Source organism: Nitrospirota bacterium (assembly GCA_016214845.1).
Taxonomy (GTDB): Bacteria; Nitrospirota; Thermodesulfovibrionia; order UBA6902; family UBA6902; genus SURF-23.
Genome location: JACRMS010000033.1, coordinates 127,788 through 152,022, shown reverse-complemented (window position 1 = coordinate 152,022; position 24,235 = coordinate 127,788). Strand labels below are relative to the sequence as shown.

The window sequence follows — 24,235 nt, the reverse complement described above, 5'->3', positions numbered from 1 at the left end:
CTCTGAATCGAAGCCCCGGTAAACGGCGGCCGTAACTATAACGGTCCTAAGGTAGCGAAATTCCTTGTCGGGTAAGTTCCGACCTGCACGAATGGCGTAACGACTTGAGCGCTGTCTCTGCGAGGGGCTCGGCGAACTTGAAGTACCGGTGAAGATGCCGGTTACCCGCAACTAGACGGAAAGACCCTGTGCACCTTTACTACAACTTGACAGTGAATTTTGGTCAGACATGTGTAGGATAGGTGGGAGGCTATGAAGTAGGGACGCTAGTTTCTATGGAGCCAACCTTGAAATACCACCCTTGTTTTATTGAGATTCTAACTTGTCCTGATAAACTCGGGAAAGGACACTGTCTGGTGGGTAGTTTGACTGGGGCGGTCGCCTCCCAAAAGGTAACGGAGGCGTCCAAAGGTCTCCTCAGGCTGGTCGGACATCAGCCATCGAGTGCAAAGGCATAAGGAGGCTTAACTGTGAGGCAAACAAGCCGAGCAGATACGAAAGTAGGGCTTAGTGATCCGGTGGCTCCACGTGGACGGGCCATCGCTCAACGGATAAAAGGTACGCCGGGGATAACAGGCTTATCGCGTCCAAGAGTTCATATCGACGACGCGGTTTGGCACCTCGATGTCGACTCATCGCATCCTGGGGCTGAAGTAGGTCCCAAGGGTTGGGCTGTTCGCCCATTAAAGCGGTACGAGAGTTGGGTTCAGAACGTCGTGAGACAGTTCGGTCCCTATCTGTTGTGGGCGCTGGAGACTTGAGAGGAGCTGTCCTTAGTACGAGAGGACCGGGATGGACGGACCTCTGGTGTGTTGGTTGTTCTGCCAAGAGCAACGCCAAGTAGCTATGTCCGGACGGGATAACCGCTGAAAGCATCTAAGCGGGAAGCCCACCTCGAGATTAGGTCTCCCTGTCGAGCAATCGGCACTAAAGGTCGGTGGTAGACTACCACGTTGATAGGCTGGGTGTGTAAGTCCGGTGACGGATTTAGCTAACCAGTACTAATTGGCCGTGTGCCTTGACCCCCTTACTCTGATTCCTGCTGTAAAAAATGGCCACTGATAAATCAGTGGCCTTTTTTTATTGGATTGCCTCACCCCAGGTTTTTTTAAGAGCGGGATGTAGATAAAATTAATAAAATATTTAGGCTGCATTATTTTTTAAATTTTCTGTATAATACACAACACAAGTTGGGGACGCGGTTGAATGCAATATCAAAGAGAGTATCTGTAGCCGAAATTTCCATGTAAGTATCTGCGATAAGCCTGAACTATACTGTCTGTGCTGGCTACTTTATCTTAGCGTCAACCACCACTAAGGCGTGAAATCCTCATCTATAACTTTGGACATTATCACGAAAATGATAAGGTCATGTTGGGTGTAATACCAATATCTAACCTTTACATGAAAGGAGGTGATTCTGAATGAAGAAGATACTATCAGTTGTACGTTCGTTGGTTTTTGTTTTTGCCGTTACAAGCATGTCCTTTGCAGCAGAGAAACAGGAAGCAGCCAAGTATGTGCAGGTAACCGGTGAAATTACAGCAGTTGACGCAGCGGCAAACACACTTACCGTAAAGGGCAAGAAGGGCGATGTCTCTATATCCGTCGATGAACTGAGGAGGCTTCCTTGTTTTTCCTGTCATCTGATATATAATATTTTTGAACAAATCAAAATAAATTAGATATGACATCACGAATTTTCGATAATAACTTTGTCATTACTGTCGAGATAACTACTAATTGGCACGGGGATCTTCCTAAATTGTTGCCTGTCAAAATATCAGGGAGGAAGTAGAATGCGAATCCTTGTTGTAGAGGATGAGAAGAAGATTGCTGATTTCATAAAACGTGGTCTGAAAGAAGAGGGGTATTCTGTGGATATAGCATCTGACGGAGAGGAAGGGCATTTCCGCGCAACAACAGAAAAATACGACATGGTGATATTGGACTTAATGCTCCCGAAGATTGACGGAATCAGCTTATGCAGGAAATTAAGAGAAGAAAAAATTCTCACTCCTATCCTGATACTTACCGCAAGGGACACAGTTAAAGACAAAGTTCAAGGTCTGGATTCAGGGGCGGATGATTATTTGACCAAGCCGTTTGCGTTTGAAGAATTGTTGGCCCGTATACGGGCTCTGCTGAGGAAAAGAGATTCTTATGAGACAACCAAGCTACAGACAGGTGATCTTGTGCTTGATCTATTGAACCATAAAGTTACCCGCTCAGGCGAAGAGATCGAACTGACCGTCAAAGAGTATGCTTTACTGGAATATCTTATGCGTAACGCGGGGACAGTTGTTACCAGGACCATGATCTCAGAACATGTCTGGGATGTTAATTTCGACACATATACCAATGTCATAGACGTCTACATTAATTACCTGCGGAACAAGATTGACAAGGGGCATAAAAACAAACTGATCCAAACGCTGCGCGGAAGGGGCTATATCCTGAAGTAACAGGCTGAATATGTTTATACAATCCATCAGGTTTAAAATTATCCTCTGGTACATGCTTATACTGGCTTTAACGCTTTCTGTATTCAGCATAGCGCTTTACCGCAACGTCAGTCAGACGCTGTTTGGAGACAAAGATGATCTACTGCAATCGAGGGCGGGGGGAATCGTTGACTCCATAGATACTTACTGGGAGGCTGAACGATTGGACGCCATAGCAGCCGGGATAAAATCAGAAGCAGTGTTCAGCAAAATAAATAATATTAACTTTGCCAAAATTGCCCAGAGATGGGTTGAAGAAAAATCAGATGACCCGGACCTGCTCAATATAGTTGTGCAGATCTTTGACGTGAACGGAGCGCTTATCGCTACTTCGAAAAATATCCCTAACATTTCAATCTTTTCAAAAGAGGCCTTAAAATCAGAGCTGCAGAAAAAAATCCGCTTTGATACGGTCACTGTCGAATTTACAAAGAACGTGCCGACGGCATTGCGGGTGCTCACTATGCCCGTAGTCGAAAATAACAGGGTCTCATATATTGTGCAGGTTGCAAGTCCGCTCAGTTCAATTGAAGTCGCCTTGCAGAATCTTAAAATAACTTTGTTTGTGCTCCTGCCGCTGACCGTTTTTTTAACAGGCATTATCGGGGTCTTTCTTGCGAAGATCGCTTTAAATCCCGTTGATAAAATGATTGATACGATCCATCAGATTACTGCCGAGAATTTGAAACTAAAAGTAAATATCCCCGACACTAAAGACGAGATCAAAAGGCTGGCCGATACCTTCAACGAGATGCTTGGCAGGCTTGAACATGCCTTTTCTTCTCAGAGGCAATTTATCGAAGACTTTGCTCATGAGCTGAAAACTCCTCTGGCTGTCTTAAAAGGCGAGATGGAGGTTGTGTTAAAGAAGATGCGCTCAGTGGAAGAATATCAATTGGTCCTGCTCAGCAATCTCGAAGAGGTCAACAGGATCAATAAGATCGTAGAAGACCTGCTGATGCTCGCGCGTTTTGACAGCAGCGTTGTTGTGCTTGATATGAAGCGTTTGGATGTAGCTCCCATGCTGAAGTCTATTGTAGATGACATGAAAGTATTAGCGGCCCAGAAAAATATCGGTATGGATTTTATAACACAGGATACCATTACTATTTACGGAGACAATAACCAGTTGAAGCGACTTTTCGTTAACTTGCTGGACAACGCTATTAAATATACGCCGGGTAAAGGCGGGATAATTGTAAGCGCCACGCCCTCAGGTGATTATGCAAAGATCATTATCAGCGATACCGGCATAGGGATTCCCGAAAGCGAGATCGAACACATCTTCGACCGTTTCTACCGTCTGGACAAGGCCCGCTATACGCCGGGGTTCGGACTGGGACTGAGCATAGCCAAATCAATTGTAGAAGCGCACAAAGGCAGGATCGAAGTAGAGAGCAAACTGCATCAGGGCACAACCTTCATAATCTACCTTCCAATGATCCACGCTTAGCGATCTCTGCATACAAATGTCTTCAGTTCTGTCACTCCCGCTTGTCGGGAGTCCTTCTTTGAGAAAGATTGCGGACAAGCCGTAATGACAGAACAAGGTATCGCAATGTTTATTCGTCATACCTGTGCTGTGTTTAAATATAAACTTGGTTAGAAGAGTTGTTTCTGATTAGAAAATTCTAATTTTCTTCTAACGAAGGTTTAATCATCATTGTATTATGTTAATACCAGGTAAAGTGAGATGAGAAAAGAAATGAATATAAAGATAGTCGCTGCTGTAATTGCATTATTTGTCCTGTGCGGCATTAATGTTCTAACTTTTGCTCAAAAGGCAGAAGGCAAGACAGCAAAGAAAAATGAAACAAAAACGTTCACCGGCAAGGTGGAGGAAATTTCGTTGGCCGACCCTGTAAAAGGCACGAAGTCGGAGATCGTTGTCACAGACGTAAAAAGTAAAAAGGTGAGTTTTCTTGTGACGTCAACCACCACTTTGTACGGAGTGAAATCCGCGGCCATAACTTTGGACAAGATCAAAAAAAGCGATAAGGTCAAGGTCAAATATACCACTACAAAAGAAGGCGTGAATGAAGCGGTATCTGTGAGAATAGTGCCGTAAGAAGTTGTTTGTAAAACAATAAACATGAAAGGAGGTGATTTGAATGAAGAAGATATTAACAGTTGTACTTTCTTTGATTTTCGTTTTTGCAGTTACAAGCATGTCATTTGCAGCAGATAAGACGGCCCCTGCAGCTCCGGCAATGGAGCAGAAAGCAGCACCGGCCAAAAAGGAAGCAGCCAAGCATGTGCAGGTAACCGGTGAAATTACAGCAGTCGATGCAGCCGCAAAGACACTTACTGTAAAAGGCAAGAAGGGCGACGTCGCGATTTCCGTTGATGATAAGACCAAGATCATGGCGGGTAAAGACATGAAGACCCTTGCAGACTTAAAAACCGGAGAAAAGGTTACTGTAAAGTATACCGAAGCTGACGGTAAAAACACCGCAAAGAGCATAGATGTTAAGGCAGCTCACGTAAAGAAAGAAATGTCTCCCGCAATGGAGAAAAAGAAGTAGACATAGCATCACATAGGTGGTAGTAAAAAGAAGCCTCCTCAGTCGGCGTAATGGTCGGTTGAGGAGGCTTTCTGTTTTCAGAATTTCCTGATCATCTATTTGCGCAATCTGGCAAATAACGAATTTCCTTGACAGCCACCATGCTGAATATGGTTTAATTAATTATCCTGACTCAAGCATAGCTCTACAAAACACATTTATTTTTTCAAGGGATAAGTGGGCATGGTAGTGCATAGGCTTCTGGCATCAATCCTGCGACAGACAGACAGACAGACAGACAGACAGATTAAGTCATTACGAGAACCTTTTCCAAATTTCTATTGTCGCTAAGGAAGAGGAAAATCGTCTATGACAATCGGGCAACCGATGACTTTTTCTACAGACTCGTTAGATTTTACGCAAAAAAAGTGATCCTTGCTATACTATACGCATGGAATTTGAATGGGATCAAAATAAGGCAGCAGGAAATATAAAAAAACATGGTGTCTCATTCTATGAAGCGGCAACAGCTTTTGGCGACTCTTTGTCTGTTACGTTCCCTGATCCTGATCATTCGACTCAGGAAAACAGATTTATCATTATCGGGTCGTCAAACGCAGGAAGATTACTTGTTGTTGCTCATACTTATAGAAGGGGACATGTGCGCATTATAAGTGCAAGAAAGGCAACACGCCATGAAAGGAAATATTATGAAGAAGAAATCTGAACCAAAATTAGATGACGACCTCCGGGCAGAATATGATTTCTATAAGATGAAGGGCGGCGTCAGGGGCAAATACGCAAAGCAGTTTCATGCCGGTACTAATTTAATATTATTAGAGCCAGAGATAGCTAAAGTTTTCCCCAATGATGAGGCAGTAAATGAAGCCCTGAGACAATTAATCAAGATAGCCAAAGCTCGCGTAGGTCACGCTAATTGATCAATAACCCAGATTATTTTCTCTGAGTACCATACTTCAGGGGAGGAGCTTTTCAAAATCAGAAATAAAATCTGGTTGATAACAAAACTTCTTCTTTAGAAAGTTTGCGGTAGAAGACAACTCCTGCCGCCGTTTATCTGCATCAATTCCTATTCACGCCTTCACTACAAGCACGGGGCAGGGGGCGTAGCCGATTACTTTTTCGGTGACGCTGCCCATGATGATTTTCGAGAAACCCGTGCGGCCGTGGCTTCCCATGACGAGTACGTCGGCCTTTTCTTTTTTTGCCAATTCCGTTATTACGCTGTACGCTTCACCTTCGCCGACAAAGGTCGTTGCCTTGATATCAGATTCATGTGCCTTTTGCCTGACTACCGCAACAAATTCTTTTGCTTTTTTGATCAGGTCTTCTACAGCCTTCGGTGCTTCCGCGTAAAATTCAGTCGGGACATCGACAACGGATATGACCTTTATTTCTCCGCCGTATGATTTCGCAAATGCAATGGCCTTGTCTGTCGCGGCATTGCTGTAAGTTGAGCCGTCGGTAGCGAACAAAATATTTTTCCAGCAGATCGTTGCAGTTTCAGGAACGACAAGAACATCCTTTGTACTGTGCCCGATAACGCGGGCTGTTACACTGCCTACAAACGCCCTTTCAAGACGTGACTTCCCCCGCCTGCCCATAATGATGATCCCGTAGTTTTCAGCTTCTGCCAGGTCCGCTAACTTTTCATAGGGGATACCTTCCTCAAGGACGGTTTTTATGAGCGCCCGTTTTTTTCCCGCGATTGCTTTTGCCTTCGACATGACTTCTTCCCCGGTGTGTCTTAGTGTTTCGTGGATGTCTTTTACGCCGGTGAGATCGAGGTCGCCTTCATAGGTTGGCACTACAGTCGCTACGGTTATCCAGCATTTCTCATCGTTGGCAAGAGTGAATGCCTGCAAGAGGGCGTTCACGCTTGATTCCGAACCGTCAAATGCGACAAGTATTTTTCTGTAAAGGCCCATAGTTAAAATTTTTGTAGGGGTTTGATCAATCAAACCCCTACATCTGGAATGACATTTTCAATTAAACTGCTGTCTTAAATTTTGCTTTGCTCGAATACTTCCCTGGCTGCCAGCTCCTGCTGTGCCTTGCGTCCCTGCCACATTGCTTTAAGCACTATGAAGGCACCTAATGCAAGCGCGAATATCATTATACCAAAACTCACGCTCTTCAATGTCTTTACTGTACCTGCGCTGATCTCCTGTATCAGATGTAGTTGGGACATGTAGACAGGCACCATCAGGGCGCGGCTGAACAACACGATGACCATGATCGTTCCCATTACGATTTTAATCATGTATGGTTTTACATAGGTTGTTCCGATCGCGCCAAGCTGAATGCCGAATAGAGAGCCTGCGAGGATGATCATTGCAAGACGGATATCGACCAGTCCGTGCATCGCGTATTTGAATGATCCGCCGAGCCCCATTACAAATGCGATCACAAGTTCTGTCGCGGACGCCATCAAACTTGGCGCTCCGAGAACGTAGATCATTGAAGGGACCCCGATGAAACCGCCGACCGCGATTGTTGCGGCAAGCATACCTGTTGCAAATCCAAGGGGTATTGTGAAGAGTACGGAAATCTTCGCATTGAGACTCTTGAAGTATACCATTGTACCGGGGATATGGACTGACTGCACCCAGCGTGCAAGTTTGGTGACCTTTTCCTGGTCCTGCTGGGTGTCGCCGGATTTATAGGTCTTCCATGCATCCAGCAATACGAACCCGCCGACTATGGCAAGTATTACAACAAATGCAGCGCTTACATACAGGTTTGAACCTGCTTCTCCGAATGACTTCTTGATGTTTTCCTGTATCTGAGCGCCATAGAGAACTCCGGCTTCCGCTGAGATGCCGAGGACTATGCCGAGTTTCACATCAACCTGCCCGTATTTTGCGCGTTTAATAGATCCGATAAGCGCTTTGGGAAATTTGTGGCACATGTTGCTTGCCACCGCTACGAGGCCGGGCACTCCCATGCTCATCATAGCGGGAGTGAGAACAAAGGCGCCTCCAGAACCGATAAAACCGCTTACAAGGCCGCCGACAAATCCGACGAGAAAAAGATAGACGATATTCATTACATCGAGATTAATAAAGTTTGCCGCTGCATTGACCACGTCGTGCATCTTACTTTACCTCCTTTCTCTTTTTCGCGGCTTCCACACCTAAGACAGTCCAGAAGTCGCCGGTGAATGAACCGTGCACAAACGAAAAAAGAAAAGCTGTGATTATCGGCAGGAATGCGTATGCTCCGCCCTTTCCAAAAACCTCGTTAAGAAAATCCTGCTGTGAAAGCAGAAGCGCATAAAGCCCTATGGAAATAATGCCCATAAAAACCATCTTTCCGACAGGCTTCTTTTTGACTTTACTTTCTGACATTTTTTTACCCTCCTTAAAATTTTTATTGGATGTATATTTGTTTTTGTCATTCCCGCTTGTCGGGAATCCTTCATTAACTCCCTCTTTCCCCTTAGTTTAAGGGGGATGAAGGGGGTTACCGGTCAAGCCGGAATGACATTTAACATCATGTTGGGACACTATCAATTCGCGTTAACTCTTGGACGCTGGTCCTTGTCAGCTCTCTTCCTGAGATGCTTGTCCGCAGACTTTCTGTCTCTCACGATCTCTCTTGCGGTATCAAACTCACCTGCCTCAGCGAATGCGGCGGCAGCGTAAATGTCTTCCAGTTTTTTGAAAAGTTTTTTCATTTTTAATCCTCCTTTTTATTGTGCGGGCGTTTAAGGCCGCCCTTACCCGTTTGTCTTTTTTATGCCTTTGCCCCTGCCAGCTTTGAAATGGAGACAATAGGCTTTGTTATGTTCCTGAGCAGTTCCTTCAGGTCAATGCCTTTCTTGCCAGCATAAAGGTTTGGGCTTAACAGGACCATATCTATGCCTGGCCTGTCTTTCAAAAAATTCTTTATCGACTTTATCGCGTCATCAGCTATTACCTGATGAGTGAAGGGCACTGAATTCTCACTGCATTTCTCATACATCTCTCTGATCTTTTTGTCCGAGGCTTCCTTGATCTCTTTTTCCTGGGACTGTGTCAATTGCTTTACTGTTTCGAGGTCTCCGGCTTCCGCAAACGCAACAGCGGCCATCACATCTTCATAAGCATTCATGGCGTTTTTGTTGTAAACCATCAGCATCGCAATCCCCGCGTTCAGCGTCTTTGCGAGCTCAAGGATATAAGGAAAACCATTGTCGCAGTCTTCACCTCCTTTTGTTACAAATAGAAGTTTCTCTCTTATCATCAGGGCCTCCTTTAAGACTTTCATCCGTATTAATCCAAGATGCGTGCCAGCTTGCAACGCTTTGAAATTTAAGAAATGGAAAATTCCGTGAGCTCAATTATTGTTTCAGAAGTAAACTGGGGTGAACAGGAGGGGAAGATCTGGGGGGGGGTGATTTGATTATGTTTCGTTTTGAATGCGCGATGAGGCTTTCTGGTGTATAATTTTACTTAATCATGATCGACGTCAAAACGAGGTTCCCTCAAATCCCTGACAGGATAGCCGGACTCGGCGAGCTTGCTTACAACCTCTGGTGGAGCTGGCACCCTGACGCAAGGATGCTTTTTAAAATGCTGAACCGTTCCGCCTGGAAAGTCAGTATCCATAATCCGGTCAAAATGCTCCATTACATTGACAGGGAAATTCTTGAATCGGCATTGAAGGACCTGAAATTTCTCAGACACTATGACGCTGTCATGGCGAGATTCACATCAGAAATGAAATCAGGCGCGGGATGGTTCTATGAAAATATCGCTGATCCGGGGGTCCTCCCTATCGCGTATTTTTCCGCTGAATACGGACTGCATCATTCTCTGCCGTTTTATGCCGGAGGCCTCGGTTTCCTTGCGGGAGATTTTCTGAAGGAGAGCAGCGACCTCGGTGTGCCGCTTATCGCGGTAGGGTTTATGTACCCGGAGGGATACCTGCGGCAGCGGCTTTCACCGGATGGATGGCAGGGAAGCGAGAGCGCGACACTTGACAGGGAGAACGCCCCCATCTACCGCGTGCTTGATGATAAAGGAGACCGCCTGACTGTAAAAGTCCCCGTGATCGACCCGCCGATCCATGTTGAAGTATGGAAGGTGCGGGTAGGCAGGATTTCATTATATCTCATAGACACCAACCTTGAGATAAACGATCCGTGGAACAGGACCATATCGTCACACCTCTACATCGGAAGCATTGAGCAGCGCCTGAGGCAGGAGATTGTCCTCGGTATTGGCGGCACAGAGGTCTTGAGGGCATTAGGCATAAAACATTCCGCGCTTCACCTTAATGAAGGCCATCCGGCCTTTGCGATACTTGAGCGCGTAAGGGAACGGATCGAAGCAGGCATGAGTTATAAGGATGCTATTGAGCAGGTTCGGGAGACCACTATTTTTACAACTCATACCCCTGTCCCCGCAGGCCATGACGTATTTCCGTTTTCACTGATGGAAAAATATTTCAGTTCTTACTGGGCGGCGCTGGGACTGGACCACGACACATTTTTTAACCTTGGGACCAACCCCAAAGATCCGGATGCCGGGTTTAACATGACCGCATTTGCATTGAAGATGTCACAGTATCACAACGGCGTGAGCAAGAGGCACGGAGAAGTGGCGCGGCGCATGTGGCAGTCTCTATGGCCAGATACGCCGGAGGAGCAAGTTCCGATCACCCATATAACAAACGGCGTCCACGTCCCCACCTGGATCGAACCGAGGACGGAGCTTCTTTTCACAAGGTATCTCGGTCCCGGCTGGCTGTCAGAACATGACAACCCTGATATCTGGAAGCTTGTCTATGATATTCCCGATGAAGTTTTATGGAAGGCCCATTACTGGCTCAAGATGAAGCTGATAATGAGGATCATGGAAAGGGCCAGACAGAGATGGCATAAGGACAAAGCCGATACGGGTATAGTTTTGGCATCCGGTGTTCTCCTGGACCCGAATGTGCTGACACTGGGTTTTGCCCGCAGGTTTGCGACATATAAAAGGGCGGCCCTCATACTGCAGGATGTAGAACGGCTGAAAAAAATGCTGAATGACATGTGGAGGCCCGTCCAGATAATCTTTGCGGGAAAGGCGCACCCTGACGACGATCCCGGCAAGCATCTTCTCCAGCAGATATTCAATACAGCCAGGGACCCGTCTTTCGGAGGCCGTATCGCATTTGTTGAAGATTATGATGAACAGTTGGCCCAATACCTTGTGCACGGAGTTGATGTTTGGCTGAACAACCCTGTGCCGCCGCTTGAGGCCTGCGGCACAAGCGGGATGAAGGCGTCTTTAAACGGCATTCCGCACCTGAGCATCCTTGACGGCTGGTGGATCGAAGGCTTTAACGGCAATAACGGCTGGGCCTTTGAAGGCGCTGATGACGCCAAAGATTCGGATTCCATCTACAGCATCCTTGAAAAGGAAGTGATTCCGATTTATTATAAAGCGGACGGCGACGGCTTTCCCCGTGACTGGGTCAAGAAAATGAAAGAGGCAATAGTAAGCGCGGCCCCCTCATTCAGCGCCAGGAAAATGGTGAAGGAATATGCCATGAAATTTTATCAGGCCGCGCTTAAATCGGAATATGACAACAATGCCTGAAGATAAAAATTCTCCAAAAGTACGCAACCGCCGAGTGCACATGGCGAACGAAAGGACGTTCCTCGCGTGGATCCGCACGAGCATAGGGATAATGGCATTCGGCTTCGTCGTGGAAAAATTTGCAATTTTTGTAAAACAGATGTCGTTTATTTTGGGAAAAGAAGTTGCCTCTCCACCTCGCGGTTATTCTTCAATATTTGGAATAATTCTTGTCGGGCTTGGCGCCCTGATGGGGGTTCTTGCTTTTATCAGATACAAGAAAGTTGAAAAGCAGATAGACGAGGACTCGTATCAGCCGTCATTAATACTTGACGTCCTGCTTACACTTTCAATTCTTGCTATAGGGACCTTCCTTGTAGTTTATTTAATTCACAGCCTGTAATAGGACAGCTCTTCTCAATGCAAAAACTTAACGGGGCGGTATTGTAAAAAAGAACGTAGAGCCTTTTCCCGGTTCCGACTTTACCCATATCCGGCCTCCATGTCGTTCCGCAATTTTTTTGCAGATAGCAAGGCCAATGCCTGTTCCCGGATATTCAGTATTGCTGTGCAGGCGCTGAAAGATATTAAATATACGTTCTGCATCCTTAGAATCGATGCCGATGCCGTTGTCGCTGACTGAAAAAACCCACTCCCCATCCTTCTGCTTCGCTGAAACATGAACGCGCGGCGTTTTATCATCACAAAACTTCACGGCGTTGCCTATCAAATTCTGCAGCAACTGGGTCATCTGTATATTGTCCGCAAGAACGTCGGGCAGATCGTCATGGGTCACAAGCGCGCCTTTTCCGGCGATGTCCGTCTGGAGATTTGAGATGGCCCGGCTTACGATATCATTACAATTGACCGCTTTGAAATCTTCGTTCTTTGTGCCCACCCTTGCGTATGACAGCAGATCATTGATTAACGCCTTCATGCTGTTGATGCCGTCCAGTGCGTATCCTATGATCTTTTCAGCATCCGGGTCCAGCTTGTCCTTGTGACGGCGGCGGAGGCGATTGACCTGCCCCTCAACCGCGGTCAGCGGCCCTTTGAGGTCATGCGCCGCCACATACGCAAATCTTTCGAGCTCTTCATTTGAATCCGCCAGCTCCTGCGTTTTTTGCGTTAATTCTTCTTTCGAACGCTTTAATTCAGCAAGGGCGTCTTTTAATTCGGCAATAAGACCCTCCCTTTTTATATATTCCATTTTCAAAGCTGATAAAATAATAACTATTGTCAGAAAGAAGCCAAATTGAATGGCGCTGTTCCAGTAGGATATCAAGGTGTTGGAATAGTTATGGCTTACCATTAAAGCGGTTATATGCCAGACAGCGGTACTGGCAACAGACATAAAAATCCCCGCCCTGATATTTAAAAACCATGCGATAAAAATAATAGGCAGTAAATAAAATATTGAAATGCTTAACTCTTCCCCGGTCAAGTAATCAACGCAGCCGATTAAAAACACAAGTATGTAAGCTGATATTATCACCAGGGGTTTGGAATATTGCTTTTTGAGGTATTCGGTGAAATCCATCAGAAACATTATAGCACCGCAGTAGTAATATGAAGAACTGTGAAGACAGGGCAGGTGTGATCATTGGTTTATTTCTTTGTTGACCCTGTCGTATTTTTTTAACTTGTGACAGCCCGGGGCGCAGCTTCCGCCGGTCTCCGTTCTCTGATAATTGAGAGGCAATTCCCATTCGCCAAACGTGACGGACGTTCTGATGTGTTTGGGAAAATTGCTTGCATGGGTCTCATGACAGGCCCTGCAAGTCCGGCCCTTTAACGGTTTATTTACATGTCTGAAATGGAGGTTGTCATTTCCATTTCTGAAATTTGTCAGCTTCTCGGTCTCCGGATCCAGCACTATGGTTTTATCATGACAACTGAAACACAGGGCGTAATTTTCAACGCTGAAAGGCTCATAAAATGTCGGGGGATAAGGTTTTCGCAAGATCCTGAAATTCTCCGACCCATGAGGGTTGTGACAGCCGGAACAGTCTTTTTGCCGTATGGGCCCGTGCTGGTCCTTGTTGTCGGCAAGCCACTTTTTCATGTTCATCAGGACCGTCCCGTCCGGCAGTTTGTATTCCCTGTCGTGGCAGCTTATGCACACGTCCATTGAGTTCCCAAGAAGGATCCGCGCAATATTGGAATTATGGGGGTCATGACAATTGAGGCAGGACCTCTCTGTATCGAGGGCGCCGTGCCTGACGGCTTCAGCGCTTATCTGTTCTTTTTTGTCGGGGTGGCAGCTATAACATAAGGCTGGAGCCGTTGATGCGAGCATGAACTGTTTCGATGCAGAGTGAGGATTGTGGCACCTCGTGCATTTCTCCGCGACAGGTTTATGGACAAATTGAGATTGCCTGATGCTCTCCGCCTTGTCCGTGTGGCACATAAAACACAGGTCAGGCCCTTCAGCTTTCAGGTTCATCGCGTAATCTGCGGTATGGGGATCATGGCACGCGACGCAGCCGCCGACAGCGGCGGGACCGTGAACAAACTTGCCTGCAACAAGGGCCTCATCATGGCATTGGAAACAGAGGTCGCCGCCTTTGTACAGGAGCTGAAATTTGTACGGCGAGCCGTGCGGGCTGTGGCAGTCCGTGCATCCGTCTGTCAGCATGGGGTAATGCGTAAATTTCTTGACAGGAAATCTTTTATGACACCCAAAACAGATATTGGAAATATCCAGAATGGTCTTGAATTTAAATGCCGCCGGATTTTCATTGTGTCCCGGTGAGTCGCCGTGGCAGACCTTGCATTTACCTGCCGCAACGGGGCCGTGGACGAATTTCTGCTTATCAATCCCGGCATGACATTGAGATGTTACGCATGATTCCGCTTCTGCGTCAGGCGGCTTGACCTGCGCTAATGAAATTTTTCCGGAAACATAAAGGGTAAACAGAACAACTGCGGATATGAATATGAAAACAACTGAGACCTTTCTCATGGAACCTTTCGTGTCAGAATTTCAGCATGACGGGGCACATTGTTACGCTCTCTCGAATATTAATGTCTCATAAATATACTACCATAGATTCCGCTGTGTGTAACAATAATTGCCTCTTGAATTATCAGGTTTTCAGTCTGCGGTTTTTTGCAAGGTCTGCCCGACCCGGACACGTAAGATTGTTTATTTGAAAGTCTTCAAAATATAATCGGCGATCTCTCTTGCTTCTTTGTCCGGGATGGCGATATCGTCAAATTTTTTCATGCCCGGCCCGGGATTTCTCATTATGTGAATGATATCTTCAGGCGTTCTGACATTGCCGGCCTCAAGGGCGTCCCTGAATAATGTTTTCTGGGGATTAACAATGTTCTTCCCGTCGGGATGGCAGAGAGAACAATGCTGCTTGAATAATTTTTCTCCGGCTTGTACCGTTGGTGCGGCCTGTTCTTTTGGTTTCTCGGCTGTTGCGGGTTTTTCCGATGCCTTGCAGGCATCAAGCAGCAGCGCAGAGGCAGCGAGCAAAGCACATATGATAAGTCTTTTTTTCATTGGGCGGTCTCCTTTATTAATTAGATATAATCAGGTGAAAATATTTCAGTGTTTTTATTTATCAGCCGTAATATGATGTCTTTCATTGTTATAATCTTCTCATGATATTTCCTGTTTGTCAAAGACATTATTAAATGGCTTAAACATGAAAGAAATTGGACAACATCATGCTACTGGAGCGGCCGTCCTGATCGTGGTAATAGTTTAAATAACTTTTAAACCGCTCTTATCAAGCGTTTTTTTTGTGTTATCATTTTTTTAAAGCGATGAGCCTGATATATGAATAAAAAGCTCCTCAGCAGTCTCGGCCCCCTGTTCGGCCTTTCTCTTTTCGCGGCGGCGCTTCTTGTCATTCATAAGGAACTGCAGGAATATCATTACCATGACATCGTGCTGCAGTTCAGGGCGATTCCCGCCAGCCAAATATTCATCGGCTCCGCGCTTACGGTCCTGAACTATTTAATAATGACAGGATACGACATCCTCGCGTTAAGATATATCGGCAATCCGCTTCAATACAAGAAGATCGCCTTTGCCTCCTTTATCGGTTACGCCTTCAGCAACAACATAGGCCTCTCCATGCTCGCGGGAGGTTCCGTGCGCTACCGCCTTTATTCAGCATGGGGGCTTTCAACAGAGGACATTACAAAAGTGGTCGCCTTTTGCACCCTGACCCTGTGGATGGGACTTTTTATGCTTGGAGGAATTGTCTTTTTCCTGGAGCCGATGTCAGTCCCTGAATCGGTCCATCTTCCGTTTGCATCAGTCCGGCTGATCGGTCTCTTCTTTCTTTTTCTTGTCGCGGTATATATGTTATGGGGCCTTCTGAAAAAAAGTCCAATAACTATTTTTGGATGGGAATTCCCTCTTCCCGCATTACGAATATCTCTCATGCAGATAACCATTGCTTTCCTTGACTGGGCCTTGGCAGGGAGCGTTCTTTACGCCTTGCTTCCGTCAGGCGCGGATATTTCCCTGATGAAATTTACAGGCATTTTTCTCCTGGCGCAGACAGCGGGACTGGTGAGCCAGGTACCGGGAGGGCTCGGTGTTTTCGAGACAGTGGTGATCGTTTTATTATCGAAGGACATGCCCGCATCCGGGATTTTCAGCGCCCTTCTTGCGTACCGCGCCATATACTATCTTATTCCACTATGCGCAGCGGCTGTAATGCTCGGGGCGCGTGAGGTGTTTGAAAAAAGGGAAGGGGTCCAGCGCGCCGCGGCCTTCTTCGGGCGCTGGATCACCGGGCTGACCCCCAATCTTTTGTCCATCACCACTTTTCTCAGCGGCATAATTCTACTCTTCTCCGGGGCCACGCCCACTGTCAGATACCGTTTATTGTCGCTCAAAGATCTTCTTCCGCTTCAGGTGATGGAGGTATCCCACTTCCTGGGAAGCCTTGCCGGAATGGGCCTGCTCCTTCTGGCAAGAGGCATTCAGCAGAGGCTTGACGCGGCATATGTCTTCACGACCATTCTCCTCGGCACAGGCATAGTCTTTTCCCTTTTTAAAGGGTTTGATTACGAGGAGGCGCTTGCCTTATCGATAATGCTCGCGGCGCTTTTGCCCTGCAGGCGGTATTTTTACAGGAAGGCATCCATCTTCAGCCAGCGCTTCACACTTCCCTGGATTACAGCTATCGCCATAATATTTCTGGGCTCGGTGTGGCTTGGGATATTTTCCTACAAACATGTGGAATACTCAGGAGAGCTCTGGTGGCGTTTTGCCTTCTCAGGAGATGCGTCGAGGTTTCTCCGGGCAACTGTGGGGACAGCAATCCTGACAATTTTTTTTGCGGCGGGAAAACTGCTTAAACCATCTCCTCCTGCACCTTCTCATACGGACCAGGCCGGACTGGATAAAGCTGCCGCCATTATAAAAACATCGCCGGAAACTTATGCCAACCTGGCGCTGTTAGGTGATAAAGAACTTCTGTTCAGCAAAAGCGGGAATTCATTTATCATGTTCGGGACTGAAGGAAGAAGCTGTGTCGCAATGGGTGACCCGATAGGGCCGGAGGAAGATTGGGCCGAGCTCATCTGGCAATTCCGCGAGACAGCCGACCGTCATGAAATGTGGACCGTCTTTTACGAGATCGACAGGGAACATCTCCACCTCTACCTCGACGTCGGGCTGACGATCGTAAAACTCGGGGAGGAGGCCATGGTCCCGCTGGAGAAATTTTCATTAGAAGGAGGTACGCGCAAAGGCTTCCGGCATCTTATCCATCATATCGAAATGAAGGGTTTCAGTTTTGATATAATCCCTGTAGAGATGATACCCCCTTTAATTCCCGCATTCAGGCGCATTTCAGATTCCTGGCTGTCGGAGAAGAACACGCGGGAGAAAAAGTTTTCCCTCGGATTCTTCAATGAGGAATATATGAATAAATTTCCGTTCTGTGTCGTGAGAAAAGGAGAGGATACAGTTGCCTTTGCCAACATATGGACCGGCAGCAAAAAAGAAGAGCTTTCTGTCGATATCATGCGATACCTTCCCGATGCCCCGTACGGGGTAATGGATTACTTGTTCATTAAACTGATGTTATGGGGAAGGCAGGAAGGATATCAGTGGTTCAACCTTGGCATGGCGCCTTTGTCAGGGCTTGATAACAGGGCCTTCTCCTCTATGTGGAACAGGCTCGGCGCATTTATTTTTCACCATGGAGAACATTTCTATAATTTCCGGGGATTGCGTCAATACAAGGAGAAATTCGGTCCCCTCTGGCAGCCGAAATACATGGCTATCCCGGGCGGGTTGAAACTGCCGCATATCCTGACGGACCTTGCGGCGCTTATATCCGGAGGGTTGAAAGGAGTGATCACAAAGTGAGAAATTCCCGCCACAAATTAAAGGCGTGTTTGAACCCTGCTTCTGCGATTGCATTTGTTCTATTATTTTTATTCCTTGCAGCGGGCAGCAGCATTGCCTCTGAGACAACTCTTAATTACAGCCGCTTTGGCAAGGTCACGCTTTATCAGCAGAGCGAGCATCCTTCGCATGTGGTCCTTTTCATCTCCGGCGACGGGGGATGGAACCTTGGCGTTGTCGACATGGCAAGGGAACTCGCTTCCCTTGACGCGCTCGTTATCGGCATCGATATTATTCATTATCTCAAAGAACTGGAGGCCTCTTCAGAAAAATGTTCATATCCCGCCGCGGATTTTGAGGCGTTGAGCAAATTCGTTCAGAAGAAGCTTGATTTCCCCCGGTATATCCAGCCCCTGCTGATCGGGTATTCATCAGGCGCGACACTTGTATATGCCATACTCGTTCAGGCCCCACCGAATACTTTTAGCGGGGCAATAAGCCTTGGGTTCTGTCCGGACCTGCCGCTGACAAAACCCATGTGCAAAGGCAATGGCCTTGAGTGGAAACAGGGGCCGCATGGGAAAGGATACAGTTTCCTGCCGTCGAAAAATCTTTTACAGAAATGGATAGCTTTTCAGGGAGAGATCGACCAGGTGTGTTTTGTAAAAGATACAGAGGAGTATGTACGACAGGTCAAAAACGGAGAGATCGTTCTCCTGCCGAGGGTGGGACACGGATATTCCGTGCCGCGCAACTGGATGCCGCAGTTCAGAAAGGCATTCTCCGGTCTGGTGACAAAACACGGGACTGCGCCGGAGGCAAAGGAGGAAGAAGTGAAAGACCTGCCTCTAATTGAGGTCCGCGCAAAAGAGGACAGCAGGGACACCATGGCGTTCATCATTACAGGAGACGGAGGCTGGGCCAGCATTGACCGGGAGATCGGGGAGCTGCTCGCGGATAACGGTGTATCCGTGGTCGGGTTTAACTCGCTCCAGTATTTCTGGGCCCGCCGCACGCCTGAGATTGCTGCGCGGGACATGGGAAGGGTGATCAGGCATTACCTCACTGCATGGGAAAAAGACTCTGCTGTTCTCATCGGCTACTCCCTCGGTGCGGGTGTCCTACCGTTTATCCTCAGCAGGATGTCCCCTGAAATTGCCGGCCGCGTGCGGATGGCTGTCCTGCTCGGGCCGGGACATGCAGTGGACTTTGAGTTCCACCTTGCCGACTGGCTCGGTGGCGCTCCATCCAGTTCCTCTTTGCCCGTGCTCCCTGAAGTGGAAAAGCTTGGAGAAAGAAAAGTTAAGGTCCTCTGTTTCCTCGGTGAAGATGAAAAGGATTCCATCTGCAGGGAGATGAAAGAGGGCCTTGCAAAAATAATACAGATAAGAGGTGGCCATCATTTCGGAGGCAATACCCAAGCCATTGCAGAGAACATATTGCAGGAGATGAAGTGATGGCGTCGAAGGTTGAAGTTGTTTCAGCGCTCGTAGAACATTTTCCGTATGCTGGACTGTTCACCCTCCTGATACTGGGAGGCATCGGACTGCCGTTTCCTGAAGACGCGACGCTTATCCTGTGCGGCTTTCTGATCTCACAGGGAGTTGTAAAACCGGTCCATGCCGTCATCGTTGTTTATGCGGGACTCCTGCTGGCAGACTTTTTTCTTTATTCCGTCGGAAAAAAATACGGCCGTATGATCGTCACCCATAAAAGGTTTCACAGGATACTTCCGCCTGAAAGGCTTTCAAAGTTCGAGGAGCAGTTCAACAAGCGAGGCTCTCTCGTGATATTATTTGGCAGGCATTTTTTTGGATTAAGGGCGCAGTTGTTCATCACCGCAGGCGTCATGAGGATGCCTCCTTTGAAATTCCTTGCCGCGGACGCATTTACTTCAATATTAACAATGGCCCTCATGATTGGCGCAGGCTACATGGGCGGGAATAGTTTGGATGTACTGAAGAAGGACATTTCAAGGATCGAACACATCGTGATCATGCTGGCGATAGTGTTGTTAGTTGGATATCTGTTTTACAGGTTCTTCAAACAGGGAAACAATAAAAAAGTGCAAAAGTAGGGGCGAACGGTTGTTCGCCCCTGTGAATTTTTATTGCATGGAATAATTTTTATATTGATGAAAGAAGCTGGCGCACCTGATTAATGACCGGGTCCTGCTGAACGCCGCTGATTATGTCTTCCAGCCACAGCGTGACAAGGCGGTAATCGTCCGCTCCCTTTGAAATGCGGTCGGAAAGTATCACGGGTTTCCCAAGTCCCGGGGCCTCTGCCAGAGAAACATTCTCGCGGATGATGGGAGACACTTTTCCGGGGAACATTTCTTTCAGCGTGTCCATAATGTCCCAGTGGATCCTGCGGCGGCGCTGCGCCCTGCAGGGGATAATGGCCTCTATTTTTATATCAGGGTTTCGTACTTTGAATGTTTCAATAGCCGTGACCATCTGCTTCAAGCCGTTAAGCCCGAGAAAGGACGTTTCTACGGGAATAAGCACATGCTGCGACGCCATAAGCGAGTTCATGGTATGGAACCCGAGGCTGGGCGGGCAGTCGATTACCACAAGATCCCAATCGCCCTGTGTTTGTTCGAGACATTGAGACAGTATGTCGTTTCCTTCCCCATTGGTAAACCATAACCCCGCTGTCGCCATTGTCATTCCCGAAGGGACCAGATCAAGCCCCGGCACCTGAGTGGAGACAACCGGCAGCGCGGTTGTTCTCTGCAGCGTATCGAGCAGTTCGCTCCCTTCGTTCATTATGCCCACGCTGATGCTCGCGCTTCCCTGGGGGTCCATGTCGATAAGAAGGACTTTCTTCCCGATCTCGCCCCAGCACGCCGCGAGGTTTACCGCTGTTGTGGTCTTGCCGACTCCGCCTTTGAGATTTACTACCGATACTACTTTTTTCATATTTCCCTTTTCCTCCCCTGTTTTTTTCCAGTCGAATGCCGGATTTTTAAGAAATGATGTGATGGTTTAGTATCAGATTGAATCTTTGTGATGCAGGTAATAATTTATAGATTTGATATGAATCTGTCAACAGAAAAAAGCAGAAGCGCAGAAGTTCAAAAGTGCAAAAGAACAGAAGAGCAAAAGGACAGAAGAGCCGGGAAGAAAACTTCCCGGAAATTACTTTTTCAATATCCTCCAGAGGCTGGTCCTTGAAATGCCGAGAAGCTCCGCTGCCTTTGATTTATTGTCTTCCGCGAATTCAAGGACCTTCTCCGCGTAGTCTTTGTTGATCTCGTCAATTGTCTTGATGTTTTGAGGATTGATGGCTTCAACCTGAAAAAGCTTTATGCTTTGAGGTAGGCTTTCAGGAGTTATGCTTGAAGTTTTCTCCAGGATAACGGCGCGCTCGACGATGTTTTCCAATTCCCTGACATTGCCGGGGAACCCGTATGCAAGGAGGATGTCCATTGTCTCTTTGGTAAAGTCCGTTATCTTTTTGTTGGCCTTCCTTGAATGTTTCTCAAGGAAATGCGCGCTCAACGGCGTGACGTCTTTTTTTCTTTCCCTGAGAGGGGGGATGTAAATATCCATCACATTGAGCCTGTAATACAGGTCCTCCCTGAACCTGCCGCTTGACACAAGCGCGTTTATGTTCTGGTTGGTCGCGGCTATGAACCTGACGTCAACCTTGACGGGGCGCGTGCCGCCTACCCGTAAAAACTCCTTGTCCTCTATGACCTTTAACAGTTTGGCCTGAAGGTTCGGCGGCATCTCTGCGATCTCATCGAGGAATAAAGTGCCTCTGTCCGCGATTTCGATCAGCCCCTGTTTTGTGGCGATGGCCCCGGTGAACGCGCCCTTTTCGTGTCCGAACAGCTCGCTCGCCAGAAGCTCCTCGGTGAAGATCGCGCAGTTTATCGCTAAAAAAGGTTTGCCCTTTCGCTGGCCTGTATAGTGGATGAGCTTTGCCACAAGGCCCTTGCCCACCCCGCTTTCGCCGGTTATAAGGACGTTGCAGTCGGAACCGGATATGCTGTTGATGATCTCTATCACCCTCTGCATCGGTTTGCTTTTTGCGATGAAGGGAGTATCTTTGTCAAGGGAGAGAGTCGCTTTAAGCGCGAGGTTCTCTTTCACCAAGCTTTTTTTTTCCTGGATCTTTTTTATCTTCAGGTTCAGCTCATCGAGATTGAAAGGCTTGGTGATGTAGTCGGTCGCGCCCTGCTTCATCGCATTTACCGCTGATTCAATGCTGCCGAAGCCCGTGATGATTATTACCTCGGTGTCGGGATATTTTTCTTTGACTTTACCGAGAAGGGTCAGCCCGTCCATGCCCGGCATTTTTATGTCCGCAATGAGAATATCAAACCTCTCCCCCTCAAGCTTATCGAAGGCGTCAAGGCCGTTTTGCACGCAGGTCAGGGCATAGCCCTCTTTTGAAAGGGCGTATCTCAGGTGCTTTAATGTTATTTCCTCATCTTCAGCGATCAGGATTTTCAGGCTCATATTGCCTCTGTTATTTAGCTATTGGCTATAAGCTGTCAGCTGACAGCTAACCTGGAAGGGTTATTATAAATGTCGTGCCCTTGCCGGGTTCGCTTTGCACGTCAATCTCACCGTTATGTTTCTTTATTATACTGAAAACAATTGCAAGTCCCAAACCCGTGCCTTTCTCCTTTGTCGTAAAGAACGGGTCAAAGATCTTCAGCATATTTTCAGGCGGCACGCCCTTGCCGGTATCGGAGATCCTGATCTTCACGAGATCGTCCTTTCTGTCTATTGCGATGTCCAGGGAACCGCTGCCGCCCATCGCGTCAATAGCGTTGCCGAAAAGATTGACAAAGACCTGCTCCAGCATCAGGCTGTCCGCGGATATTTCAAAATCCTCATTGGCGTGAAGGCTGTATTTTACGTTTGCCGTTTCGCCGGTAGCGGTCATCTGCTTCAGCACCTTGTTTACCACATCCACCAGGTTGATCCTCCTGAACTCCGGGCCTTTGGCCCTTGCAAACTCAAGGAGGTCGCCTACTATTCTTTTCACCCTGAGGGTCTGCGAGAAAATATCCTTAACGCTTTCCTTTACAATCTCAGGACTGTGCTCAAGGTCTATCTCGTTATACAGCGTCTGGGTCGCGAGGTATATGTTGTTGAGCGGGTTGTTGAGCTCATGAGCGACACCGGAGGCAAGCGTCCCGAGTGAGGCGAGTTTTTCAGACTCGACAAGCTGCGCCTGTTTTTCCTGAAGGAGGTCCATGCTTTTTTCAAGGGACTCCTGGGTAAGCTGAAGATGGTCGAGCATTGTGTTAAAGGACATGGCCAGAGAATAGGTCTCATCGTGTTCCTTTATAGGCGCCCTCAGGGTCAGGTGGCCCTCCGAGATTTTCTTTGTAATATAATCGAGCCGTTTAATCGGCGCGACTATCAGGGAAGCGGTCTTGTACACGAAGAAAGGCCCCAGGGTGAAGAGCAGCACGAGGGCCAGCAGCAGATGACGCTGAGTCAATGTAATAAATGAATTGATCTTCTGCCTCTCGCCTGCCGCTATCCGGGTTGTGATCTCTTCAAGTTTGTTCCCGATGACCTGCAGATCATTTACCAGTGAATCGCTTTTCTGATAACTGGAGAAAAGGTCCTGGATGGCTTCAATATACTGATTGCATTCGATACAGAAAGGGGTAATATTTTTTAACTGCGAAAGGGCGCCTTCCAGTTTATCAGAAGAATTTTTGTCCCTGAAGAGCATGTAGTTTTTTTCCAGCCTCCTCAGGTTCAGGATAAAGTCTGTTGAAAGCTCCCCAGCGTGTTTTTTCACCGCGACATACGTTTCCAGTCTTCTGCCTTCTTCCCTTACATGCTCTACAACCTCGGCTTCGGTCTGGTAGTTTCTCAGCAGGGCGAAGATCATGCCGGAGTATGTCTGAATGGAATTGCGGAGCAGGGAAAAATCCCCCCTGCCGATCTCCACTACGATCTCCTCGGATATGCTGTGGACGGAATTGTTGAAGGTATGCACCGCGTCCTGACAGTATTTGTAGTATTGCTCGTCCTTATGTATAAGAAAGTTCTTTTCATTTCTCCTGACCTCAAGCACCTGTTCTTTCAGGTCGTCCGCTATCTGGACAAAACGCTGCCTGTTCTTTACGTTTGTCATGTATTCATAACTCAGGAAGCCGCCTAACATTGCGATAAGCGAAGGGATGGAGATACCGATAATCATCTTATGCCAGATCTTCAGGTTCATCTGTTTTTAAGGATACAATATTTTTGGGATTTGATAAAGGTTATGCTGGCAGAGAAATGAAAGTCTGCTCCAGAATTTCTATAATCGACAGACGCATATTGCATTTCTGCTTTAGGGCAA

23 protein-coding genes and 1 rRNA gene are annotated in these 24,235 nt (G+C 47.4%); 13 read left to right on the top strand and 11 right to left on the bottom strand.

What is annotated here, in order from left to right; translation table 11 throughout:
* From HZB61_12570 to HZB61_12535, 8 genes are all read left to right on the top strand, one after another.
* Nucleotides 1-1,025 (top strand): 23S ribosomal RNA (locus HZB61_12570); the annotation flags it as partial.
* Nucleotides 1,026-1,424: 399 nt separating this feature from the next.
* Nucleotides 1,425-1,685, top strand: a complete 261-nt coding sequence (locus HZB61_12565) for a hypothetical protein (protein MBI5057439.1) — start codon at nt 1,425-1,427, stop codon at nt 1,683-1,685.
* A gap of 114 nt (nt 1,686-1,799) precedes the next feature.
* Complete coding sequence (locus HZB61_12560; protein MBI5057438.1) at nt 1,800-2,465, top strand: response regulator transcription factor; 666 nt, start codon at nt 1,800-1,802, stop codon at nt 2,463-2,465.
* Nucleotides 2,466-2,475: 10 nt separating this feature from the next.
* Nucleotides 2,476-3,957 (top strand): heavy metal sensor histidine kinase, encoded by a 1,482-nt coding sequence (locus HZB61_12555; protein ID MBI5057437.1) that lies wholly within the window; start codon nt 2,476-2,478, stop codon nt 3,955-3,957.
* A 252-nt stretch (nt 3,958-4,209) separates the two neighbouring features.
* A complete protein-coding gene (locus tag HZB61_12550; GenBank protein ID MBI5057436.1) occupies nt 4,210-4,572 on the top strand; it encodes a hypothetical protein in 363 nt (120 codons plus the stop codon).
* Between the two features lie 43 nt (nt 4,573-4,615).
* Nucleotides 4,616-5,029, top strand: coding sequence for a hypothetical protein (locus HZB61_12545; GenBank protein ID MBI5057435.1), 414 nt, complete (start codon nt 4,616-4,618; stop codon nt 5,027-5,029).
* A 430-nt stretch (nt 5,030-5,459) separates the two neighbouring features.
* The gene (locus HZB61_12540) at nt 5,460-5,735 is read left to right on the top strand and encodes a BrnT family toxin (GenBank protein ID MBI5057434.1); all 276 of its coding nucleotides are present in this window, start codon (nt 5,460-5,462) and stop codon (nt 5,733-5,735) included.
* Nucleotides 5,719-5,949 (top strand): hypothetical protein, encoded by a 231-nt coding sequence (locus HZB61_12535; protein ID MBI5057433.1) that lies wholly within the window; start codon nt 5,719-5,721, stop codon nt 5,947-5,949. The genes HZB61_12540 and HZB61_12535 overlap by 17 nt, the downstream gene beginning before the upstream one ends.
* 153 nt (nt 5,950-6,102) lie before the next feature.
* Here the strand turns inward: HZB61_12535 and HZB61_12530 are convergent, their stop codons facing one another.
* The 5 genes from HZB61_12530 to HZB61_12510 all read right to left on the bottom strand — a co-directional run bounded on the left by HZB61_12530 (nt 6,103) and on the right by HZB61_12510 (nt 9,280).
* A complete protein-coding gene (locus HZB61_12530) occupies nt 6,103-6,990 on the bottom strand; it encodes a universal stress protein (protein MBI5057432.1) in 888 nt (295 codons plus the stop codon).
* Nucleotides 6,991-7,031: 41 nt separating this feature from the next.
* Nucleotides 7,032-8,126, bottom strand: a complete 1,095-nt coding sequence (locus HZB61_12525; protein ID MBI5057431.1) for a sulfite exporter TauE/SafE family protein — start codon at nt 8,124-8,126, stop codon at nt 7,032-7,034.
* Between the two features lies 1 nt (nt 8,127).
* Nucleotides 8,128-8,379, bottom strand: coding sequence for a hypothetical protein (locus tag HZB61_12520; GenBank protein MBI5057430.1), 252 nt, complete (start codon nt 8,377-8,379; stop codon nt 8,128-8,130).
* Between the two features lie 161 nt (nt 8,380-8,540).
* Complete coding sequence (locus HZB61_12515; protein ID MBI5057429.1) at nt 8,541-8,708, bottom strand: hypothetical protein; 168 nt, start codon at nt 8,706-8,708, stop codon at nt 8,541-8,543.
* Between the two features lie 59 nt (nt 8,709-8,767).
* On the bottom strand, nt 8,768-9,280 hold the full coding sequence (locus HZB61_12510; GenBank protein ID MBI5057428.1) for a hypothetical protein: 513 nt from the start codon (nt 9,278-9,280) through the stop codon (nt 8,768-8,770).
* A 191-nt stretch (nt 9,281-9,471) separates the two neighbouring features.
* Between HZB61_12510 and glgP the strand changes: the two genes are divergently transcribed.
* Nucleotides 9,472-11,601, top strand: coding sequence for an alpha-glucan family phosphorylase (gene glgP, locus HZB61_12505; protein MBI5057427.1), 2,130 nt, complete (start codon nt 9,472-9,474; stop codon nt 11,599-11,601).
* Nucleotides 11,594-11,983 carry a DUF202 domain-containing protein gene (locus HZB61_12500; protein MBI5057426.1) on the top strand — a complete coding sequence of 130 codons (390 nt, stop codon included), beginning with the start codon at nt 11,594-11,596 and terminating at the stop codon, nt 11,981-11,983. The genes glgP and HZB61_12500 overlap by 8 nt, the downstream gene beginning before the upstream one ends.
* 27 nt (nt 11,984-12,010) lie before the next feature.
* Here HZB61_12500 and HZB61_12495 read toward each other — a convergent pair whose 3' ends face one another.
* The 3 genes from HZB61_12495 to HZB61_12485 form a co-directional block, all read right to left on the bottom strand.
* A complete protein-coding gene (locus HZB61_12495; GenBank protein MBI5057425.1) occupies nt 12,011-13,120 on the bottom strand; it encodes a GHKL domain-containing protein in 1,110 nt (369 codons plus the stop codon).
* A gap of 60 nt (nt 13,121-13,180) precedes the next feature.
* Nucleotides 13,181-14,545, bottom strand: coding sequence for a cytochrome C (locus HZB61_12490; GenBank protein ID MBI5057424.1), 1,365 nt, complete (start codon nt 14,543-14,545; stop codon nt 13,181-13,183).
* 183 nt (nt 14,546-14,728) lie between these two features.
* Nucleotides 14,729-15,094, bottom strand: coding sequence for a c-type cytochrome (locus tag HZB61_12485; protein ID MBI5057423.1), 366 nt, complete (start codon nt 15,092-15,094; stop codon nt 14,729-14,731).
* A 279-nt stretch (nt 15,095-15,373) separates the two neighbouring features.
* On the opposite strand from HZB61_12485, the gene mprF reads away from it, so the two are divergent.
* The 3 genes from mprF to HZB61_12470 are packed head-to-tail and all read left to right on the top strand — an operon-like array spanning nt 15,374 to nt 19,985.
* Nucleotides 15,374-17,929 (top strand): bifunctional lysylphosphatidylglycerol flippase/synthetase MprF, encoded by a 2,556-nt coding sequence (gene mprF / locus HZB61_12480; protein ID MBI5057422.1) that lies wholly within the window; start codon nt 15,374-15,376, stop codon nt 17,927-17,929.
* Between the two features lie 29 nt (nt 17,930-17,958).
* The gene (locus HZB61_12475; GenBank protein ID MBI5057421.1) at nt 17,959-19,365 is read left to right on the top strand and encodes a virulence factor family protein; all 1,407 of its coding nucleotides are present in this window, start codon (nt 17,959-17,961) and stop codon (nt 19,363-19,365) included.
* The gene (locus HZB61_12470; protein ID MBI5057420.1) at nt 19,365-19,985 is read left to right on the top strand and encodes a DedA family protein; all 621 of its coding nucleotides are present in this window, start codon (nt 19,365-19,367) and stop codon (nt 19,983-19,985) included. The genes HZB61_12475 and HZB61_12470 overlap by 1 nt, the downstream gene beginning before the upstream one ends.
* Nucleotides 19,986-20,034: 49 nt before the next feature.
* Here HZB61_12470 and HZB61_12465 read toward each other — a convergent pair whose 3' ends face one another.
* The 3 genes from HZB61_12465 to HZB61_12455 all read right to left on the bottom strand — a co-directional run bounded on the left by HZB61_12465 (nt 20,035) and on the right by HZB61_12455 (nt 24,091).
* Entirely contained in the window at nt 20,035-20,832 is a 798-nt protein-coding gene (locus HZB61_12465) for a ParA family protein (protein MBI5057419.1), read from the bottom strand.
* Nucleotides 20,833-21,051: 219 nt separating this feature from the next.
* A complete protein-coding gene (locus HZB61_12460) occupies nt 21,052-22,380 on the bottom strand; it encodes a sigma-54-dependent Fis family transcriptional regulator (GenBank protein MBI5057418.1) in 1,329 nt (442 codons plus the stop codon).
* Between the two features lie 46 nt (nt 22,381-22,426).
* Nucleotides 22,427-24,091 (bottom strand): HAMP domain-containing protein, encoded by a 1,665-nt coding sequence (locus tag HZB61_12455; protein ID MBI5057417.1) that lies wholly within the window; start codon nt 24,089-24,091, stop codon nt 22,427-22,429.
* Nucleotides 24,092-24,235: the final 144 nt, after the last annotated feature.

Excerpts from the sequence above, each read along its gene's own strand:
- HZB61_12565 (MBI5057439.1), top strand. The coding sequence starts at position 1,425 with ATGAAGAAGATACTATCAGTTGTACGTTCGTTGGTTTTTGTTTTTGCC.
- HZB61_12560 (MBI5057438.1), top strand. The coding sequence starts at position 1,800 with ATGCGAATCCTTGTTGTAGAGGATGAGAAGAAGATTGCTGATTTCATA.
- HZB61_12555 (MBI5057437.1), top strand. The coding sequence starts at position 2,476 with ATGTTTATACAATCCATCAGGTTTAAAATTATCCTCTGGTACATGCTT.
- HZB61_12550 (MBI5057436.1), top strand. The coding sequence starts at position 4,210 with ATGAATATAAAGATAGTCGCTGCTGTAATTGCATTATTTGTCCTGTGC.
- HZB61_12545 (MBI5057435.1), top strand. The coding sequence starts at position 4,616 with ATGAAGAAGATATTAACAGTTGTACTTTCTTTGATTTTCGTTTTTGCA.
- HZB61_12540 (MBI5057434.1), top strand. The coding sequence starts at position 5,460 with ATGGAATTTGAATGGGATCAAAATAAGGCAGCAGGAAATATAAAAAAA.
- HZB61_12535 (MBI5057433.1), top strand. The coding sequence starts at position 5,719 with ATGAAGAAGAAATCTGAACCAAAATTAGATGACGACCTCCGGGCAGAA.
- HZB61_12525 (MBI5057431.1), bottom strand. The coding sequence starts at position 8,126 with ATGCACGACGTGGTCAATGCAGCGGCAAACTTTATTAATCTCGATGTA.
- HZB61_12520 (MBI5057430.1), bottom strand. The coding sequence starts at position 8,379 with ATGTCAGAAAGTAAAGTCAAAAAGAAGCCTGTCGGAAAGATGGTTTTT.
- HZB61_12515 (MBI5057429.1), bottom strand. The coding sequence starts at position 8,708 with ATGAAAAAACTTTTCAAAAAACTGGAAGACATTTACGCTGCCGCCGCA.
- HZB61_12510 (MBI5057428.1), bottom strand. The coding sequence starts at position 9,280 with ATGAAAGTCTTAAAGGAGGCCCTGATGATAAGAGAGAAACTTCTATTT.
- glgP (MBI5057427.1), top strand. The coding sequence starts at position 9,472 with ATGATCGACGTCAAAACGAGGTTCCCTCAAATCCCTGACAGGATAGCC.
- HZB61_12500 (MBI5057426.1), top strand. The coding sequence starts at position 11,594 with ATGCCTGAAGATAAAAATTCTCCAAAAGTACGCAACCGCCGAGTGCAC.
- HZB61_12495 (MBI5057425.1), bottom strand. The coding sequence starts at position 13,120 with ATGGATTTCACCGAATACCTCAAAAAGCAATATTCCAAACCCCTGGTG.
- HZB61_12490 (MBI5057424.1), bottom strand. The coding sequence starts at position 14,545 with ATGAGAAAGGTCTCAGTTGTTTTCATATTCATATCCGCAGTTGTTCTG.
- HZB61_12485 (MBI5057423.1), bottom strand. The coding sequence starts at position 15,094 with ATGAAAAAAAGACTTATCATATGTGCTTTGCTCGCTGCCTCTGCGCTG.
- mprF (MBI5057422.1), top strand. The coding sequence starts at position 15,374 with ATGAATAAAAAGCTCCTCAGCAGTCTCGGCCCCCTGTTCGGCCTTTCT.
- HZB61_12470 (MBI5057420.1), top strand. The coding sequence starts at position 19,365 with ATGGCGTCGAAGGTTGAAGTTGTTTCAGCGCTCGTAGAACATTTTCCG.
- HZB61_12465 (MBI5057419.1), bottom strand. The coding sequence starts at position 20,832 with ATGAAAAAAGTAGTATCGGTAGTAAATCTCAAAGGCGGAGTCGGCAAG.
- HZB61_12460 (MBI5057418.1), bottom strand. The coding sequence starts at position 22,380 with ATGAGCCTGAAAATCCTGATCGCTGAAGATGAGGAAATAACATTAAAG.
- HZB61_12455 (MBI5057417.1), bottom strand. The coding sequence starts at position 24,091 with ATGATTATCGGTATCTCCATCCCTTCGCTTATCGCAATGTTAGGCGGC.